The 15,524-nt window shown below is 63.1% G+C and carries 13 protein-coding genes; 7 read left to right on the forward strand and 6 right to left on the reverse strand.

Translation table 11 applies throughout. The features are described from left to right. Nucleotides 1–2: 2 nt before the first annotated feature. Nucleotides 3–1,070, reverse strand: a complete 1,068-nt coding sequence (locus BW940_RS05755) for a DNA-methyltransferase (RefSeq protein WP_076608249.1) — start codon at nt 1,068–1,070, stop codon at nt 3–5. A gap of 122 nt (nt 1,071–1,192) precedes the next feature. After that, the gene (locus BW940_RS05760) at nt 1,193–1,780 is read right to left on the reverse strand and encodes a hypothetical protein (protein WP_076608250.1); all 588 of its coding nucleotides are present in this window, start codon (nt 1,778–1,780) and stop codon (nt 1,193–1,195) included. A 334-nt stretch (nt 1,781–2,114) separates the two neighbouring features. Between BW940_RS05760 and BW940_RS05765 the strand changes: the two genes are divergently transcribed. Next, nucleotides 2,115–2,759: a hypothetical protein gene (locus BW940_RS05765; RefSeq protein ID WP_076608251.1), complete on the forward strand. Its 645-nt coding sequence runs from the start codon at nt 2,115–2,117 to the stop codon at nt 2,757–2,759. 4 nt (nt 2,760–2,763) lie between these two features. On the opposite strand, the gene BW940_RS05770 is transcribed toward BW940_RS05765, so the two are convergent. Next, nucleotides 2,764–3,351, reverse strand: coding sequence for an NADPH-dependent FMN reductase (locus BW940_RS05770; protein ID WP_076608252.1), 588 nt, complete (start codon nt 3,349–3,351; stop codon nt 2,764–2,766). Between the two features lie 124 nt (nt 3,352–3,475). Here BW940_RS05770 and BW940_RS05775 point away from each other — a divergent pair, with 124 nt between their 5' ends. Continuing rightward, on the forward strand, nt 3,476–4,465 hold the full coding sequence (locus BW940_RS05775; protein ID WP_076608432.1) for a nucleoside recognition protein: 990 nt from the start codon (nt 3,476–3,478) through the stop codon (nt 4,463–4,465). 24 nt (nt 4,466–4,489) lie between these two features. Here the strand turns inward: BW940_RS05775 and BW940_RS05780 are convergent, their stop codons facing one another. Beyond that, nucleotides 4,490–5,425, reverse strand: a complete 936-nt coding sequence (locus tag BW940_RS05780; protein ID WP_076608433.1) for an HhH-GPD family protein — start codon at nt 5,423–5,425, stop codon at nt 4,490–4,492. Nucleotides 5,426–5,542: 117 nt separating this feature from the next. Here BW940_RS05780 and BW940_RS05785 point away from each other — a divergent pair, with 117 nt between their 5' ends. After that, entirely contained in the window at nt 5,543–5,866 is a 324-nt protein-coding gene (locus BW940_RS05785; protein WP_008164610.1) for a hypothetical protein, read from the forward strand. A 359-nt stretch (nt 5,867–6,225) separates the two neighbouring features. Here BW940_RS05785 and BW940_RS05790 read toward each other — a convergent pair whose 3' ends face one another. Then, nucleotides 6,226–8,130, reverse strand: coding sequence for a DHH family phosphoesterase (locus tag BW940_RS05790; protein WP_076608253.1), 1,905 nt, complete (start codon nt 8,128–8,130; stop codon nt 6,226–6,228). Between the two features lie 91 nt (nt 8,131–8,221). After that, nucleotides 8,222–10,474 carry an NADP-dependent malic enzyme gene (locus BW940_RS05795; protein ID WP_076608254.1) on the reverse strand — a complete coding sequence of 751 codons (2,253 nt, stop codon included), beginning with the start codon at nt 10,472–10,474 and terminating at the stop codon, nt 8,222–8,224. A gap of 200 nt (nt 10,475–10,674) precedes the next feature. On the opposite strand from BW940_RS05795, the gene BW940_RS05800 reads away from it, so the two are divergent. The 4 genes from BW940_RS05800 (at nt 10,675) to ilvD (ending at nt 15,502) form a co-directional block, all read left to right on the forward strand. Beyond that, the gene (locus tag BW940_RS05800) at nt 10,675–11,172 is read left to right on the forward strand and encodes a Mov34/MPN/PAD-1 family protein (protein WP_076608255.1); all 498 of its coding nucleotides are present in this window, start codon (nt 10,675–10,677) and stop codon (nt 11,170–11,172) included. Nucleotides 11,173–11,250: 78 nt separating this feature from the next. After that, a complete protein-coding gene (locus BW940_RS05805; protein ID WP_076608256.1) occupies nt 11,251–11,682 on the forward strand; it encodes an adenylyltransferase/cytidyltransferase family protein in 432 nt (143 codons plus the stop codon). Between the two features lie 358 nt (nt 11,683–12,040). Continuing rightward, nucleotides 12,041–13,438 (forward strand): YncE family protein, encoded by a 1,398-nt coding sequence (locus BW940_RS05810; RefSeq protein WP_076608257.1) that lies wholly within the window; start codon nt 12,041–12,043, stop codon nt 13,436–13,438. 327 nt (nt 13,439–13,765) lie between these two features. After that, entirely contained in the window at nt 13,766–15,502 is a 1,737-nt protein-coding gene (ilvD, locus tag BW940_RS05815) for a dihydroxy-acid dehydratase (RefSeq protein ID WP_076608258.1), read from the forward strand. Nucleotides 15,503–15,524 lie beyond the last annotated feature (22 nt).

Here is a 15,524-nt window from a genome sequence, read left to right on the forward strand (position 1 = left end):
GCTTACTCGAGGACCAGCGGTTCGTGGGTAGCCCGATACGCGTACTCGGCCTCGTCGTCAGTGAGTGTCTCGATCGAAGCCACCTCGCGGAGCTGAATCCCCTGTTCCATTTTCGTGACGACCGGCGTCTCGTAGTGGTCGGCCTCGTACTCGAACCCCTTCCCGTCCTCGCGACGGCGTGTGACGAACTCGTGGTGGCGCTCGAGGCGCGCCTGACTGACGGACCGCGAAAGCGACGGCACGTCGGCGAGACGGTCGTCGAAGCGCTCGAGGAACGCGGCCTCGAGCTCCGACCCCAGCGAGTGGCGGCCGGCACACATCGCCGCGAGCGTCGTCGTTCCGGTTCCCCAGAAGGGGTCGAGAACGGTGTCGCCGTAGGCCGAGTACATACAGATCAGTCGGTAGGGGATTTCGAGCGGATAGGCGGCCGACCGATCACGGAGGTCGTCGTCGTCGAGCCCGAGGGTCTGCAACTCGCCCCGTACTTCGGTCCAGACGTCCGAAAACCAGCGGTTGCGCTCCTCCCAGAAGTAGGCAGCCTCGTAACGGCGGTCGGCCCCCGGCTCGAACGAACGGCTCTCATCGCCTTTCCGAAAGACCAGCACGTACTCGTGTTCGAGCGTGACGTAGGCGTTCGGCGGGATCATCCCGCTGCCCATGAACTTGGCAGCGCTGTTTGCCGGCTTGCGCCAGAGGACGTCGGGCAGGGGATCGAACCCGCGGGACTCGAAGGCCTCGAGGACGCGAGCGTGGTTGGCATACACTCGAAAGCTGTCGTCGAGCGACCGGGTCGCGTCGCCGACGTTGAGACATGCGATACCGCCGTCGACCAGCACGCGCTCGAGTTCGTCCCAGACACGGTCGAGTTGGGCGTGCATCGCGTCGAACGCCGCGCGGCCGTCGCCGGACTCGAGTGCGTCGCCGATCGCGGGATCGAGCGCCGTAAAGAGGTCGTCCCACATCTCAATCATGGGGTACGGCGGGGACGTAACGACGAGTTCGACCGATTCGTCGTCGATCGAAGCGAGGTCCCGTGAGTCACCGACGAAGACGCGGTGGGTCGTCTCCATTGGATACACACTGTCGGCGTCGCCCCCTTAGCTCCTTCGTCAAGGCGAGCACACAATCGGCGGTTCGGGAGTGTCCGTGTCGATGGCTACCGCCTGATCGACACCGCCTGTCGGTCGAGCCGCTACTCCTCGTCGGTCTCGTCGGCATCACCCTCGGTTTCGGTAGCCTCGGGTCCAGTTTCGGTCGTGTCGACCGCCATGTCGTCGTCCATCTCAGCACTCGTCGCCGGTTCGAACTCTTCGATCGGTTCCCAGTCGTCGTCCTCGTCCGACGCGAGTCGACGGCGCAAGAGCGCGATTCCGCCGAGCACACCCACAGCGAGTAGCAGCCGACCGAGACGGCTCGAGCCCCCGTTCTCGTCGGCTTCGGTCTCGGTCTCAGTCTCAGTCTCGGTCTCGGTCGGCATCTCGTCGTCGGGTTCGGTCGCCCTCTCGGTGACCGTCTCGATGATGTCGGGCTCCTGGACGTCCTCGAGCGACGGCTCCTCGAGGTCGGTCGACTGGCGTCCCGCGAGGAAGCCGAGTGCAGCACCCACACCGAAGATCGCCCCTACGAGCGGCAGACTGCGTGACCGCCCCGATGGCGAGCCATCCGCGTCCTCAACGGCCTCGAGGATCGACTCCCGCATCGGCGAGTCCAGTCCTTTCCCAACTGCTTCTTTGACCACGATCTCGGACAGCGTCTTGTCCTGTTGTTCCGTTTCGGGCATAATGGCATCCGACCACACCCCCGTAAATAGTTCTGTCCAACGTTTCGATGCGGCTGCTTCCAGTCTCGACGAGTATCCACAGCCTACTGCCAGTGAGCACAGTTGGTAACAGACTCCTACTCGCTTGAGGCCACGAGCACAGTTGCGTTCGATGGCCGTCAGGGACGAGACGTCCTGTCCGAATCACACTGGAATAGCTCGTTCCGTTTATCGATTCGAAAAACGGACTATTGTCTCCCTATATATTCGGTGCCCTCGGATCAACTGAACGAATTTCATTACAATGTGAGTTAATGACTATCATAACCAAAGGGTATGGCCGAGATGAGCCCGTATGAGCGTCATTCGTCAGCCCGGCCTTCTCGGGCGAACGACTCGTCGGCGCGTCGTCGGGGTGACTGCGGCGCTCTCGATAGCCATGGTCGAAGCGGTCGCTGTCGGGCTCTGGTTCGGCCTCGTCGTCGGCGAGCGATCGACGTCGACGGCGCTCGCCGGGCTCGGTATTCTCTTCTGTGGCGCGTTGCTCCGGGCTGGCGTCTTCGGAGCAACGGTCAGTGACGTGCGGGATCTCTGCCAGCCACAGCGACTTGCGGCCGCGCTTGCGTTGACTGGCGGCTGGGTCGTCTGGCTGCTCGTGGCCGAACTGGTCGGCAACATCGCCGGTCTAGCCGTCGCAACCGTCGTGCTCACCGGGGTTCTCACCGGGCAGTTCGTCCTCGAGCGACACGTCTTCCCCACCCGGGTGCACTCGCCGACGGTACGGACAGCACTCGTCCCCGCGCTCCTGTTGGCCGTCGGTGCAGCGACGCTGCTTGCGTCGGCGTGGTTTACGGACCTCACGCTCGCTACGCCGCCGCTCTCACTCGAGATCACAACGATCGTCCTGTGGATCGACGTCCAACACCTGGGCTATCTTGCCTTCGGACTGTTCGCGTTTCTCGCCCACCAGCAGCGCTTCGAGCAGGTTCTCGATCCCTGACCCGCTATTTGTCTTCGGCACCGACGTTCTGGTCGCTCTCGAAGGACGCCGGATCCGGTTCGATCGTGGCGTACTGGACCGCCCGTTGCCCGAGCGTGACGACACGGTCCTCGAGTTTCGGATCGACGAACGCACCGTCCTCGAACGCCGAGTGGGAGTTCGCGATCGCGGCCTCGTGTGGGATCACCCACGCGTTCAGCGCCCGACAGACCGAGCGCATATGCTCGAGTGCCGTCACCGGGAACGCCCCGCCCGACACCGCGAGCAAGCCGACGGTCGTCTCCTCGAACTCGTCGAAGCCACAGTAATCCAGCGCGGTCTTGAGCGGTGAGGCGTAGGAGCCGTGGTACATCGGCGAGCCGAGGAGGATCGTGTCGGCGGCCCGGAGCCGAGCCGCCAGCGCCGCTGCATCGCCCGCGTCCTCCCGATCGCGATCGGCATCGAAGATCGGCAACTCGAACGCTCGCAAGTCGAGCAGTTCGGTGCTGGCTCCAGCCTGTTCGGCGGCCTCGAGGGCGACCTCGAGGGCGAGACGAGTCGTGCTTGCATCACGAAGACTGCCACAGACTGCGGCGACGCGGATGTCAGTCATGCTGACACAGAAGACTGCAAGCCCCAAATAGACTGGCGGACAACACGACGCTCGAGCGCGTTTCGCGGCCCCGACGTGTGCCGTGACCGACGGCCCTTTCGTTCAGGAATTCGAAACAGTCGATGTGCAGTCGCTGCTTTCCGTCCTGCTGACCGAAGCGCTCCCTCGAGTCCTGACGATCACGCTGTTGATCGGGTTTGGTGTCGGGCTGGCGAATCTCGCCGTCGGGTACGGCCTCGTCGACGTCATCGCCCGCGTCGGTCGTTACCTGACGGAGCCCGCCAATCTGCCCGACGAAGTTGGCGCTGCCGTGTTGACGAACATGCTTTCGGTCACCGCCGGCTACGGGATGCTCGCCGAGTTCCGCGAGTCCGGGCTCCTCGACGACCGCGCGACGTTGATCGCCATTGTTATCAACACGTTCTTTGGCTTTCTCAAGCACAGCATCACCTACTACGGCCCCGTCCTCGTTCCCATTCTTGGGGTTCAGACCGGCTTGCTGTACGTCGGTGTGCGGGCTGGGATCTCGCTTGCCATTTCGGTCATCGGCTTGCTCGCCGGGGCCATCCTGTTGCGTGGCTACGAGTACGACAGCAGTGCGGTCGAGCCCGAAACGCCCGACGACGAGAAACGAACACACCGAGAGACACTCCGTCATGCCGGTGTGAAAACGGCGGAGCAACTGCGATCGATCGTCCCGCGACTGGCGGTCGTCTACTCGCTCGTCTTCGTCGCCCTCGAGTACACCGATCAGTTGCTCGCCGGCTTCGCCGCCGTCGGCATCGAAGAGCCGGCTGCCATCGTCGACCCGGTGGCGAGTCTCGTCGGACTCCCGGCCGCAGCGGTGCCAGTGATCATCGTCTCCCTCGTCGATCCGACGATGGGTGCAGTTACCGTCGCTCCCATGATCGGTGACGTGCTCACGCCCGCCCAAGCGGTGCTGGCGTTGCTCGTCGGGAGCCTGTTTTCGCTGACCGTCGGCACAGTCAAACGATCGATCCCGTTTCAGTACGGCATCTGGGGCTCGGCGTTCGGGACCAAAGTCATCATCGTCAACACGGGGCTGAAAGCCGTCTTCATCATCGCTGCGATTCTCGTCTTCCTCGTCGTCTAACACTCGAGTGCGTTCGTGGCCCCGTCAACGCTGCAATCGTGCCACGAGGTCGCTGCCACTGCCCTCGAGAGCGACCAGCCCGTCCGACTCGAGATCATCGAGCAGTCCCTCGAGCCACTCGCGGCCGTACTCGCCGTCCGGGACGTAGTCGACGCGGATGCGGTGGCCAAGCGTATCGATCTCGAGGTCGTCGTACTCCCGGAGCGTGCCGATGACGCGACCGCGGAACTGCCGTCGACTCCCCTCGAAACTCGGCTGGGTGGGAACGTCGGGGGCGGTGAAGTCGCCACTGGCATAGGCCCCACACCACTCGCGCCACGGACAGCCGACCTCGTCACAGCGGGGGGTCTGGGTGCAGGCGACGCCGCCCAGTTCCATGATCGCGTTGTTCCAGACCCGCGACTCGGCGTCTGGCATGAGTGCGTTTGCGGCGTCCTCGAAGGCCGTCTCGTCGTCGGGCACGCCGAACGCCCGGTAACAGACCCGCTTGACGTTCGTGTCCACGACAGCGTCGCCGTTGTTGAACGCGAAACTCGCGACGGCGTTTGCGGTGTAGGGACCGACACCCATCAGCTCCTGGAGTTCTGTTGGGGTATCGGGAAACTCACCGTCGTACTCCGTTTGAACCTGTTGGGCCGCCTCGTGGAGATACTTCGCCCGGTTGTTGTAGCCCAGACTGTGACTCGTCCAGAAGCCTACCACATCCGCTCGATCCGCGGCAGCGAGATCGGCCGTCGTCGGCCAGCGCTCGAGAAAGTCCTCCCAGGCGTCGACCACGCGATCGAGTTGGGTCTGCTGGCTCATCACCTCGCTGACGAGGATCGCGTAGGGGTCGTCGGTCCGCCGCCAGGGATAGTCGCGGTGGTCGGCCTCGTACCACGCGATCAGCGCCTTGCGGACGGCCTCGCGGTCGTCGGGCAGCGTCCACGCCCCATCGCCGTCACCGTCGCTCTCACTCATCGGTCGTCCTAGCGAGTGGGCCGTCTTACTGGTGGCGGTTCGATCCTTCGGATCGATCGCCGATCGCGCTCGGTCGACCACGAAAGCCCTATCCCGCCGGCTCGAGTCCCCTCCCCTATGAGTCTCGACGACCTCACCGATGACGTACAGGATTCTTATGGGCAGTTGGACGACGACCTCACCGTCTCGCTCGATCGGGAAGCGCGAAACGAACTCGCCTTGCTCGAGGCCGCACTCGAGCCCGAAGACACCGATGAACTCGTTCGCCGGGCGATCCATCTGCTCTTTCAGACCACCGTCGACACCGGCAAACTCGACTTCCAGCTTCGGTCGGCCTACGACGTCACCTACGACGAGTATCTCTCGGGGATGACCTTCGAGGAGATGACCGGCGCGGATCAGTACCCCTCGATGGACGACGAGCGCCGCTACCAGTTCTAACGGCGCTGCGATCGCTGGCGACTCGCGAACAAAACGCCGTGCCCGACTGATGCCCCGCTTGTGAGATCCGTATGTGTTCTAGGGTCAACAAAGAATCTTATCCACATCATAGGTGCGCTTATCTACACCCAGTTCCTCGAGTCGGCTATGGCAACCAGTCAACGTTTACTCGAATCCGAATTTCATTGTCCCGAATGTTCGGGATCGCTATCGACCCGGCACGACTCACTCGTCTGTGACGACTGTGGCTACACGCCACGCCACGGCGCAGACTGACGTTGCCACTGAATTTTTCGAACTAGGGTAAAACGCTCGAACGCCGGTTTTAGTATCCGTTGCTCAGCACCTCGAGTCGGCGCTCAGTCGTCGATCGGGGCCGCACTCGAGAGCGCTTCGTCGATCTCGGCTTCTTCCATCTTGTCGACCAAGGCGTCGATCACTTCCTCGCGCTTGCCTTTGACGAACTTGATCGAGCCGACGACGAGGTGACCGCCGCCGGAGACGCCGCCACCGGAGATCTCTTCCTCGAGTTCGGTGACCATGTTCGGAATATCGAGTCGGACGCCGTCACTGCGCAGGACGGCGAAGTCGGGGCCGTAGCCGACCGTGATGACAGGGTCGCCCGTCTCCTCGATCTTGCGGTCGTGGATCTCACCCGTGGTCTTGCCCGGTGCGGGGTACGTAAAGCGGTGGGCGTAGTTCTCGACGTCGATCCGGTAGAGGTGTGCGCCGTTGTCCAGATCCTCGTGCTCGAGATGGGGCATCGCCGCATCGAGTTGGTCGTCGACTTCCGCGCGGGCACGGTCGGCGAAGAAGGAAACGAGTTCGCGGTGGCGCTCCTCGTCGTCGGAATCGATCTGGAGCAAGTCCTGGATCAGCTGGTCGCCGGAGTTATAACGCAGCCAGAAGGCGGCGTAATCCAGCGCTTCGCTGAGATCCTGCAGTCGGTCCTCGTCATACCCTTCCGCGGCGGCGAGGTCGAGGTAGTCGGTCATCGCGTCGGCTTTCGAGCGATCGGAGAGCCCGGCAACGGCGGGAACGTGTCGGAGTTCGTCCGTGATGTCGGGGTAGATCATCCGCGCGAGTTCGACACAGAGCATCCCCGTCGTGATCCGGTAATCCTCGTCGTGGAGGTATGGGTTGACGTGGGCGTCGAGTAAGTCCTCGACGGCCTCGGGGTCGGGGTGATGGTGGTCGACGACCGCAATCGGGATGTCGTAGTGGGCCAGCGTCTCGTAGGCCGGGACGTCCTCGGCCGTCGAGCCGTTGTCCAGCATGAGCAAGAGTGGGAGCTGCTGGCCGTGTTTCTCCTGGTCCTCGAGGGCGAAGTTCAGGTCCCGCGTGGCGTCTTCCATCTCGTAGAAGGGGGCCTTCGCGGGGAGGCGTTTGATGAGATGTCGCGGGGCGTTGTCGTCTTCGTGGACCTCCGCGATGAATCGCTCGAGAGCGATCTGGACGGGGACGGCGGCACACATGCCGTCGCCGTCGGCGTGATGGCGCACGCGGATCGGACGACCTTCGAGGACGGTGCGACGGAGCAGTTGTGCGACTTCCTGCAGGTTCGGTCGGAGCTTCTCGAAGGCAGGCCAGTCGATCAGTGGCTCGACGTCGTGGGGCTGTGCGCGGGACTCGAGGGCAGCCTCGAGCCGTTGTCGGGCGTCGTCTGCGACCTCGCCCTCGAGTTTCGAGAGGCCGTCGACCTCGATCTGGACGCTTCCCTCACGGTGTTCCGGCGCGCCAGTGACACGGACGATGTCGCCGACTTCGATCGAGGGGTAGGCACGGACGCCTGCCTCCTCGAAGGCGGCACACGGGACGACGCCGTCCTCGTCGGTGATGTGGAAGATCGTCGGCCCGCCGGTCTGTTTGACCTGAACGACCTCGCCCTCGAGGTGGATCTGCTCGCCGATATTCGCCGTGAGGCGGTCGGTCCCGGTCAGGGCGTAGTCGTGGTCGACGTGTTCGACGGTGTAATCGTCGACGTCGGCCGGTTCGAACGCCATATCGCCGTTCTCACGAACGCTCTCGAGTTCGACGACGAGTTCGTCGTCGACGGCGTAGGTGCCGTTGAGAACGGATTCGTGGACGAGTCCGGAGACGGATTCGGAGAGATCAACGAAGACGCCGTAATCGACGATGCCGTTGATTTTGGCGAGATATGACCGATCATGTTCGACATCCGCTGCAGTACACTCGGAAGCGAGATCGTAGACGACGGAATCCCCGTCGTCTGCGCCGGGTTCCCCGGCGGACTCACGTGTCATCTTGGGTCGTTATTTGAGGTGGTCGCGTATAACCCTTGTCAAGAAGGGATGGCACGCACGCTGAGCCGTCTGCTGGAGGCGACCGAAGACGCTACTCGTCTTGGGCGTCGACGGTCGCGACGGCTGCCAGATTGACGATATCGGCAACGTCGTCGTCGCGCTGGAGGACGTGGACTGGCCGATCCATGCCGACGAGCATCGGCCCGATCGCTTCGGCCCCACCCAACCGCTGGAGCAGCTTGTAACAGATGTTGCCCGCCTCGAGGTTCGGCAAGACCAACACGTTCGCTGGTTCGTCAAGGTCGGCGAACTCGTACGTGTCCTCGAGTAACTCCTCGACGACGGCGGTGTCGGCCTGCATTTCGCCGTCGACTGGGAAGTCGACGCTCGGATCGTTGCGAAGCTGTTGGGCCGCTCGGCGGGGTTTTCGAGTCCCCTCGTTGTCGACGCTCCCGAAGTCGGAGTACGAGAGCAGTGCGGCTCGTGGCTCAACGTTGAACTGCCTGGCGAGGGTAGCCGTGTGACGCGTGATTTCGGCGAGAACGTCCTCATTAGGGTCTTGATTGACCGTCGCGTCGGCGAGGAAGACGACGCGGTTTTTGAACGTGAGCATGTAGACGCCCGCGGCATAGTCAGTGTCCGGTGCGGTTCCGATGACCTGCAGCGGCGGGCGCAGCGCCGACGGGTAGTGATTCGTCAGCCCGGTAAGCATCGCGTCGGCGTCGCCCTGCTCGACCATCACCGAGGCGAAGTAGTTGCTGTCCCGGATCAGTTCGCGGGCTTCGGTGCGGGTCACGCCCTTGCGCTGGCGACGCTCGTAGAGTGACTCGGTGTAGTGGTCGTACTCGCCGGTGCTTGGATCGACTACCTCGGGGTCGAACTCGAGGCCGAGATCCGCGATCGTCGTCGTGATCTCGGCTTCGTCCCCGATCAGCACTGGCCGGGCGACCTCCCGTTCTTCGATCTGGGCCGCCGCGCGGATGATCTTCTCGTTGCCACCTTCGGCCAGCGCGAGCCGTTTGGGCTCGGTTTGCGCCTTGTTGAACACCGTTCGCATCATCTCCCGGGATTTGCCGAGGCGGGCCTCGAGGCGTTCGACGTAGGTCTCAATATCCATGTCGATACGAGCGGCCCCGCTGTCGATCGCGGCGCGGGCAACTGCAGGCGCGACCTCGAACAGGACTCGCGGATCGAGCGGTTTCGGGATGATGTACTCGGGGCCGAACTGGAGTGGCTGGTCACCGTAGGCCTTGCGGACGGCGTCTGGAACGTCCTGTTTCGCGAGGTCGGCGATCGCTTTCGCGGCCGCGACTTTCATGTTCTCATTGATCTCGGCCGCACGGGCGTCGAGTGCCCCCCGGAAGATGAATGGGAACCCGAGGACGTTGTTGACCTGATTCGGGTAGTCGGACCGTCCCGTTGCCATAATAATATCGTCCTCACGGGCAGTTTTTGCCGTCTCGTAGTCAATCTCGGGTTCGGGGTTAGCCATCGCGAAGACGATCGGCTCTGCGGCCATCGACTGGATCATCTCCGGTGAGACGATGCCGCCAACCGAGAGGCCGACGAAGACGTCCGCATCAATCATCGCGTCGGCGAGTTCGCCCTCGGGCACGTCGCGAGCGAACTCGCGGCTGTAGGGATCGAGGTCGCCGGCTTCGGCTCGTTCCGTCGTCAGGATGCCGTCGATGTCGACCATCGTGATGTTTTCTCGCGTAACCCCAAGCGAGACGAAAAACTGGGCCGTCGCGAGCGCTGCGGCACCCGCGCCCGCGAACGTGACCGAGATTGACTCGAGGTCTTTGCCGGCAAGTTCGGCGGCGTTTAGCAGCGCCGCGCCGGTAATAATCGCGGTCCCGTGTTGGTCGTCGTGAAAGACCGGGATATCCATCCGCTCCCGCAGGCGCTCTTCGATCTGAAAACAGTCCGGGGCGGCGATATCCTCTAAGTTGATTCCGCCGAAGGTCGGTTCCATCGCCGCGACCGACTCGACGAACGCGTCGAGATCATCGAGATCAAGTTCGATATCGAAGACGTCGATATCCGCAAAGCGCTTGAAGAGGACGCCTTTTCCCTCCATGACCGGTTTCGAGGCCTGCGCCCCGATATCACCGAGTCCGAGCACGGCGGAGCCGTTCGAGACGACGCCGATGAGGTTCGCCTTCGCAGTGTACTGGTAGGCGTCGTCCCCGTTGTCGGCGATTTCTCGACAGGGCGCGGCGACCCCGGGCGAGTAGGCGAGCGAGAGATCCCGCTGCGTGCTCGTCGACTTCGTCGTTCGAATCTCGATCTTTCCCGGTGGATCGTCGCAATGGTACGCGAGTGAGTCCTCGTCTAGTGACATATATTCGAATATGATGAGCGTCGGGAAAAGAAACGCGCTAATATTGCTTGAGAGGATATGTATTCCTAGTTGTTCCTTGAGAAATATCATCGACGATGAGGATCGTTTTTCGTCGACGGCCGAGCCAGCGTCGGCGAGCCACCGATGAAAGTGGCCACCTTATCGGAACGTTTAGCAACCGCAAGCCCGCAGGATGTGCTATGGGGCTGTTCGACGCGCTGTTTCGATCGAGTGAGATTCTCGGCATCGCCGAGGAGACACTCGAGTTTGCCCTCGAGTCCTCCGAGGCGTCACATCCCGACGAGTATATGGGGTTTCTCCGGGGGACCGAGGCGAACAAGTTGGGGGTCGATCAGGACGGTCTCGTCATCACCGATATCCTGGTCGTCCCCGGGACCGAGACGAACAGCGTCAGCGCAACGGTCAAGACGAGCCAGATTCCAAACGACGTGAAGGCACTCGGCAGTATCCACTCCCACCCAAACGGCGTGATCCGCCCGAGTAGCGCGGATCTGGAGACGTTCGGCCGGGGTAGCGTCCACGTCATCATCGGCGCACCCTACCGTCGAACGGACTGGAAAGCCTTCGACTCACAGGGCAAACCCACCCAGTTGAACGTAATCGATGTAGACCTCCCCGAAACCGAGGATTTTTTCGATTTCACGCAGGCGGATATCGACGACGAACTCCGACGATAGTATGAGTATGCTCGAGACGACTCCTGACCTGGATTGTGAACTGACGACGAGCAACGCACGCCGCAGTCGGTGGATATCATGACGAAAACGGTCATCGCACAGGGCACGTTCGACATCATCCACCCCGGCCACGTCCACTACCTCGAGGAGGCAGCGGCGATGGGCGACGAACTGTACGTGATCGTCGCCCGTAAGGCGAACGTCGACCACAAGAAAGCGCCGATCTGTCCGGCAACACAGCGTCGAGACGTCGTCGACGCACTCGAGGCCGTCGACGAGGCGATACTCGGCCACGAGGAGGACATTTTCATCCCGATCGAGGAGATCGACCCCGACGTCATCGCGCTGGGCCACGACCAACACCACGACACCGACGGGATCGAATCCGAACTCGAGCGCCGCGGCATCGACTGTGTCGTCGAGCGTGCAAGCGGCCGCGAACCGAGCGACAACGACGAAATCCTTTCGACGCGACTCATCATCGACCGCATCCTCGAGCGACGCGGGTGAACCACCGGTTCCGGGAGGGTTGTATACAGGCTCGAGTGGAGATGGGATTCGACGATTGAACCAGTGTTTAACACTCGTTACAGCCGAAATTACTGAGACAGCACACCGACATCGAGATCCCTGGAGTGACAATTTTCGACGGAGACGAGTGGCGACACAGCTACCGGCAATACAATCCGCAATAGCCGCTGGGAAACGCCCTCGAGCGGGAGGCAACCGGCCGTCTCGTGGCGTTCAGAATGTGGACGGGTGAACCCGGCTCAATTCTTGCCTCTGTCTACGTCCCAAATGTCGAATTCACCACGGAGAAGGCCTGAAACCCGCAAACTTTTGAGTTAGGGGTTCGGAGCATGCAGGTATGCAGATGGATGCAACTCGCAGACGATTTTTGGTCGGAAGTGCAGCCGCTGGCGCAGTCGCGCTGGCCGGCTGTGCCGGGGACAGAGACAATGACGATGACGGTTCGGGGAACGGCGAAGAGACGACGTTCGATTACGAGGTCGATCCCGAACTCGAGGCCGGCGACGGCTCCTACGAACTCTGGGCGCTCGACCAGGGTCGGGACAACATCTTCATTTACGAGCCGGCAGCCGACGGCGATGACGAGTTCGCAGTCACGGACTTCATCGACATCAACGGCCTCGAGGGCGTCCCCGAAGAGGGCGTCGTCCCGCACATGATCGATTACAGCTCGGACTACGAGTACGCCGCCGTCGCCTGTACGGCCGGCGCGCGCACGCTCGTCTTCCGCACCGAGGATCACGAACTGGTCGCCGACATCGATACCGGCGCTGGCTCACACATGGCCGCGTTCTCGCCTGGCGACGAGTACATCCACGTCGACGCCATCGGTGAGGGTGCGATCGTCCGTGTCGAGGCCGACCTCGAGAGCGAGTCGTTCGAAGTCGTCGACGAGATCGAGGTGCTCGAGGATGACACCGTCCAGGCCGCCGGCATCGAAAGCGGTGCGCCGATCTGCCACCAGTATGCCCACGACGGGCGCTCGCTGCACACGCTCGGCCCGAGCTACCACGACGGCGCGCTCGTCATCATCGACCACGAGGAGTTCACCGTCGACAAGGCGTACTCCGGCGACGAACTGCCGACCAACTGTGGGACCATGCCTCACCCGACCGAGGAGAAATTCTATCTCACCGCGGGGCTGCCCTCGAGCAACGAGGACGGTGTCGGCGAGTACTACGTCTACGACACCGCCGCCGACGAGATCGTCGTCGATGGCGCGGCTGCTGGCGAGAACAAAGGCGACACCGGCGGCAACGACGCACACGGCTTCTGGTTCACCCCCGACGGCGAGGAGTTGTGGGTCCTGAACCGCGAGACCAACGACGGCGTTATCGTCGACCCCGAAACCGACGAAGTCGTCGAGACGATCGAGAAGTACGGTCCCGACCAGTCCGAGAACCCCGACGAGCGTGACTCGCCCGACATTATGTGGGCCTCGCCTGACGGCGAGTACATGTTCGTCACCCTGCGCGGTCCAGCCCCGCTGTCGGGTGACCCACACGCCGCGACGGGTGTCACGCCAGGCATCTCCGTGCTTGACATCGAGACTCGAGAGATCGTCGACGTCATCGAACCGCACCCGATCGGCGACTTCGACGACGACCACATCGCACTCGCCCAGGACGAAACCGAAGACGGGCCACGCGTCCCCGACTTCCACGGGGTCGGCGTCAGACCGATCGAGGCGTTCGAGACTGTCATCGGGACGTCCCCGCCGTTCGATGGGACCTAGCTCTCGAGAACCACTTCCGGAGGTGGCAGCCGCACCGACTCCACCGTGTGACCGGTTTCGACAAAGTGTTCAATCGCGCTCTTCGACACCGCAGCATCGGTATCGGCATCGGCATCGACAGTGCTAGCCTGCCACTCACACTCGAGACAGTACGTATACATTCGGTGCTCTATCAGTCACTCTGTGATAGGTGCGGGAAAGCCCCGTGCAGGAAATCGAAGGCGAGCGTGTCCAGCGGAGTGGACACCGAATGTGTTCGACTGCGGCTTGATGTGGGGTGATGTCGGTATCCGAGGTCTTTAAGCGCCGAGGTGGCAATCTCACGGTATGAGCCAACAGTCCGAAGAGCAATCGCCCGCGGCGGGCAAACCCGAGGAGTTACCGAGCAAGGAGGTCACGGAGGGGGTCGAACGGGCCCCCCACCGTGCGATGTTCCGTGCGATGGGATACGACGACGCGGACCTGTCTTCGCCGATGATCGGCGTCGCGAATCCGGCCGCCGACATCACACCGTGTAACGTTCACCTGGACGACGTGGCCCAGTCGGCCTACGACGCCGTCGACGAGGCCGACGGGATGCCGATTGAGTTCGGCACGATCACCATCTCCGACGCGATTTCGATGGGGACCGAGGGGATGAAGGCCTCGCTGATCTCCCGTGAAGTCATCGCCGACTCCGTCGAACTCGTCGCGTTCGGCGAGCGCATGGACGGCCTCGTCACCATCGGCGGTTGTGACAAGAACATGCCCGGGATGATGATGGCCGCGATCCGGACGGATCTGCCCAGTGTCTTCCTCTATGGCGGCTCGATCATGCCCGGCGAACACGAGGGCCGTGAGGTCACGATCCAGAACGTCTTCGAAGGCGTCGGTGCCGTCGCCGACGGCGAGATGTCCGAGGACGAACTCGACGAGATGGAGCGCCACGCCTGCCCCGGCGCGGGCTCCTGTGGCGGGATGTTCACCGCCAATACGATGGCATCGATCTCCGAGACGATCGGCTTCGCGCCGCTTGGCTCGTCCTCGCCGCCCGCCGAGGACGACGACCGCTACGAGGTCGCCCGCGAGAGCGGCGAACTCGCCGTCGAGGCCGTTCGAGAGCAGCGCAAACCGTCGGACTTCCTCTCAGCGGAATCCTTCGAGAACGCGATCGCGCTGCAGGTCGCCGTCGGCGGCTCGACCAACGCCGTGCTCCACCTGCTGGCGATGGCCGCCGAGGCCGGTATCGATCTCGATATCGAGAAATTTAACGAAATCAGCGCCCGAACACCGAAGATCGCCGACCTCCAGCCCGGTGGCACGCGCGTCATGAACGACCTCCACGAGGTCGGCGGCGTCCCAGTCGTGCTTCGCGAACTCCTCGAGGCAGACCTACTCCACGGCGACGCGCTGACGGTCACCGGCGAGACGATCGAAGAAGCTATCGAGCGCATCGACCCGCCACGAATCGAAGAGCTCGACGCCGACTTCCTCTACACCGTCGACGACCCGATCCACGAGCGCGGTGCCATCCGCATCCTCACCGGGAACCTCGCACCCGAGGGTGCCGTCATCAAGATCACTGGCGAAGACCATCTCCACCACGAAGGCCCAGTCCGGATCTTCGAAGGCGAGGAGAACGCGATGAAGTACGTCCAGGAGGGCCATGTCGACTCCGGCGACGTCATCGGCATCCGCAACGAAGGCCCCCGCGGTGGGCCCGGGATGCGCGAGATGCTCGGCGTCACGAGCGCGGTCGCCGGCCAGGGCCACGCTGAGGACGTGGCGCTGTTTACCGACGGTCGGTTCTCCGGTGCGACCCGTGGGTTCTCCATCGGCCACGTCGCGCCGGAAGCGTTCGACGGCGGCCCAATCGCCGCCCTCGAGGACGGCGACACCGTCACGATCGACATCGACAATCTCGAACTCTCCGTGGACCTCTCCGAGGATGAACTCGAGCAGCGACTCGCAGACCGCGACCACCCCGAGCCCAACTACACCACCGGTGTGCTGGCAAAATACGGGCAGACGTTCGGCTCTGCAGCCAACGGTGCGGTGACCAACCCCGGCGCGAAGCAGGACTGACGGGTCTGGCCCCAAAGTAGCG

It is taken from the genome of Natronorubrum thiooxidans, assembly GCF_900156475.1.
Classification (GTDB): domain Archaea; phylum Halobacteriota; class Halobacteria; order Halobacteriales; family Natrialbaceae; genus Natronorubrum; species Natronorubrum thiooxidans.

Excerpts from the sequence above, each read along its gene's own strand:
- BW940_RS05755 (WP_076608249.1), bottom strand. The coding sequence starts at position 1,070 with ATGGAGACGACCCACCGCGTCTTCGTCGGTGACTCACGGGACCTCGCT.
- BW940_RS05760 (WP_076608250.1), bottom strand. The coding sequence starts at position 1,780 with ATGCCCGAAACGGAACAACAGGACAAGACGCTGTCCGAGATCGTGGTC.
- BW940_RS05765 (WP_076608251.1), top strand. The coding sequence starts at position 2,115 with ATGAGCGTCATTCGTCAGCCCGGCCTTCTCGGGCGAACGACTCGTCGG.
- BW940_RS05770 (WP_076608252.1), bottom strand. The coding sequence starts at position 3,351 with ATGACTGACATCCGCGTCGCCGCAGTCTGTGGCAGTCTTCGTGATGCA.
- BW940_RS05780 (WP_076608433.1), bottom strand. The coding sequence starts at position 5,425 with ATGAGTGAGAGCGACGGTGACGGCGATGGGGCGTGGACGCTGCCCGAC.
- BW940_RS05785 (WP_008164610.1), top strand. The coding sequence starts at position 5,543 with ATGAGTCTCGACGACCTCACCGATGACGTACAGGATTCTTATGGGCAG.
- BW940_RS05790 (WP_076608253.1), bottom strand. The coding sequence starts at position 8,130 with ATGACACGTGAGTCCGCCGGGGAACCCGGCGCAGACGACGGGGATTCC.
- BW940_RS05795 (WP_076608254.1), bottom strand. The coding sequence starts at position 10,474 with ATGTCACTAGACGAGGACTCACTCGCGTACCATTGCGACGATCCACCG.
- BW940_RS05800 (WP_076608255.1), top strand. The coding sequence starts at position 10,675 with ATGGGGCTGTTCGACGCGCTGTTTCGATCGAGTGAGATTCTCGGCATC.
- BW940_RS05805 (WP_076608256.1), top strand. The coding sequence starts at position 11,251 with ATGACGAAAACGGTCATCGCACAGGGCACGTTCGACATCATCCACCCC.
- BW940_RS05810 (WP_076608257.1), top strand. The coding sequence starts at position 12,041 with ATGCAGATGGATGCAACTCGCAGACGATTTTTGGTCGGAAGTGCAGCC.
- ilvD (WP_076608258.1), top strand. The coding sequence starts at position 13,766 with ATGAGCCAACAGTCCGAAGAGCAATCGCCCGCGGCGGGCAAACCCGAG.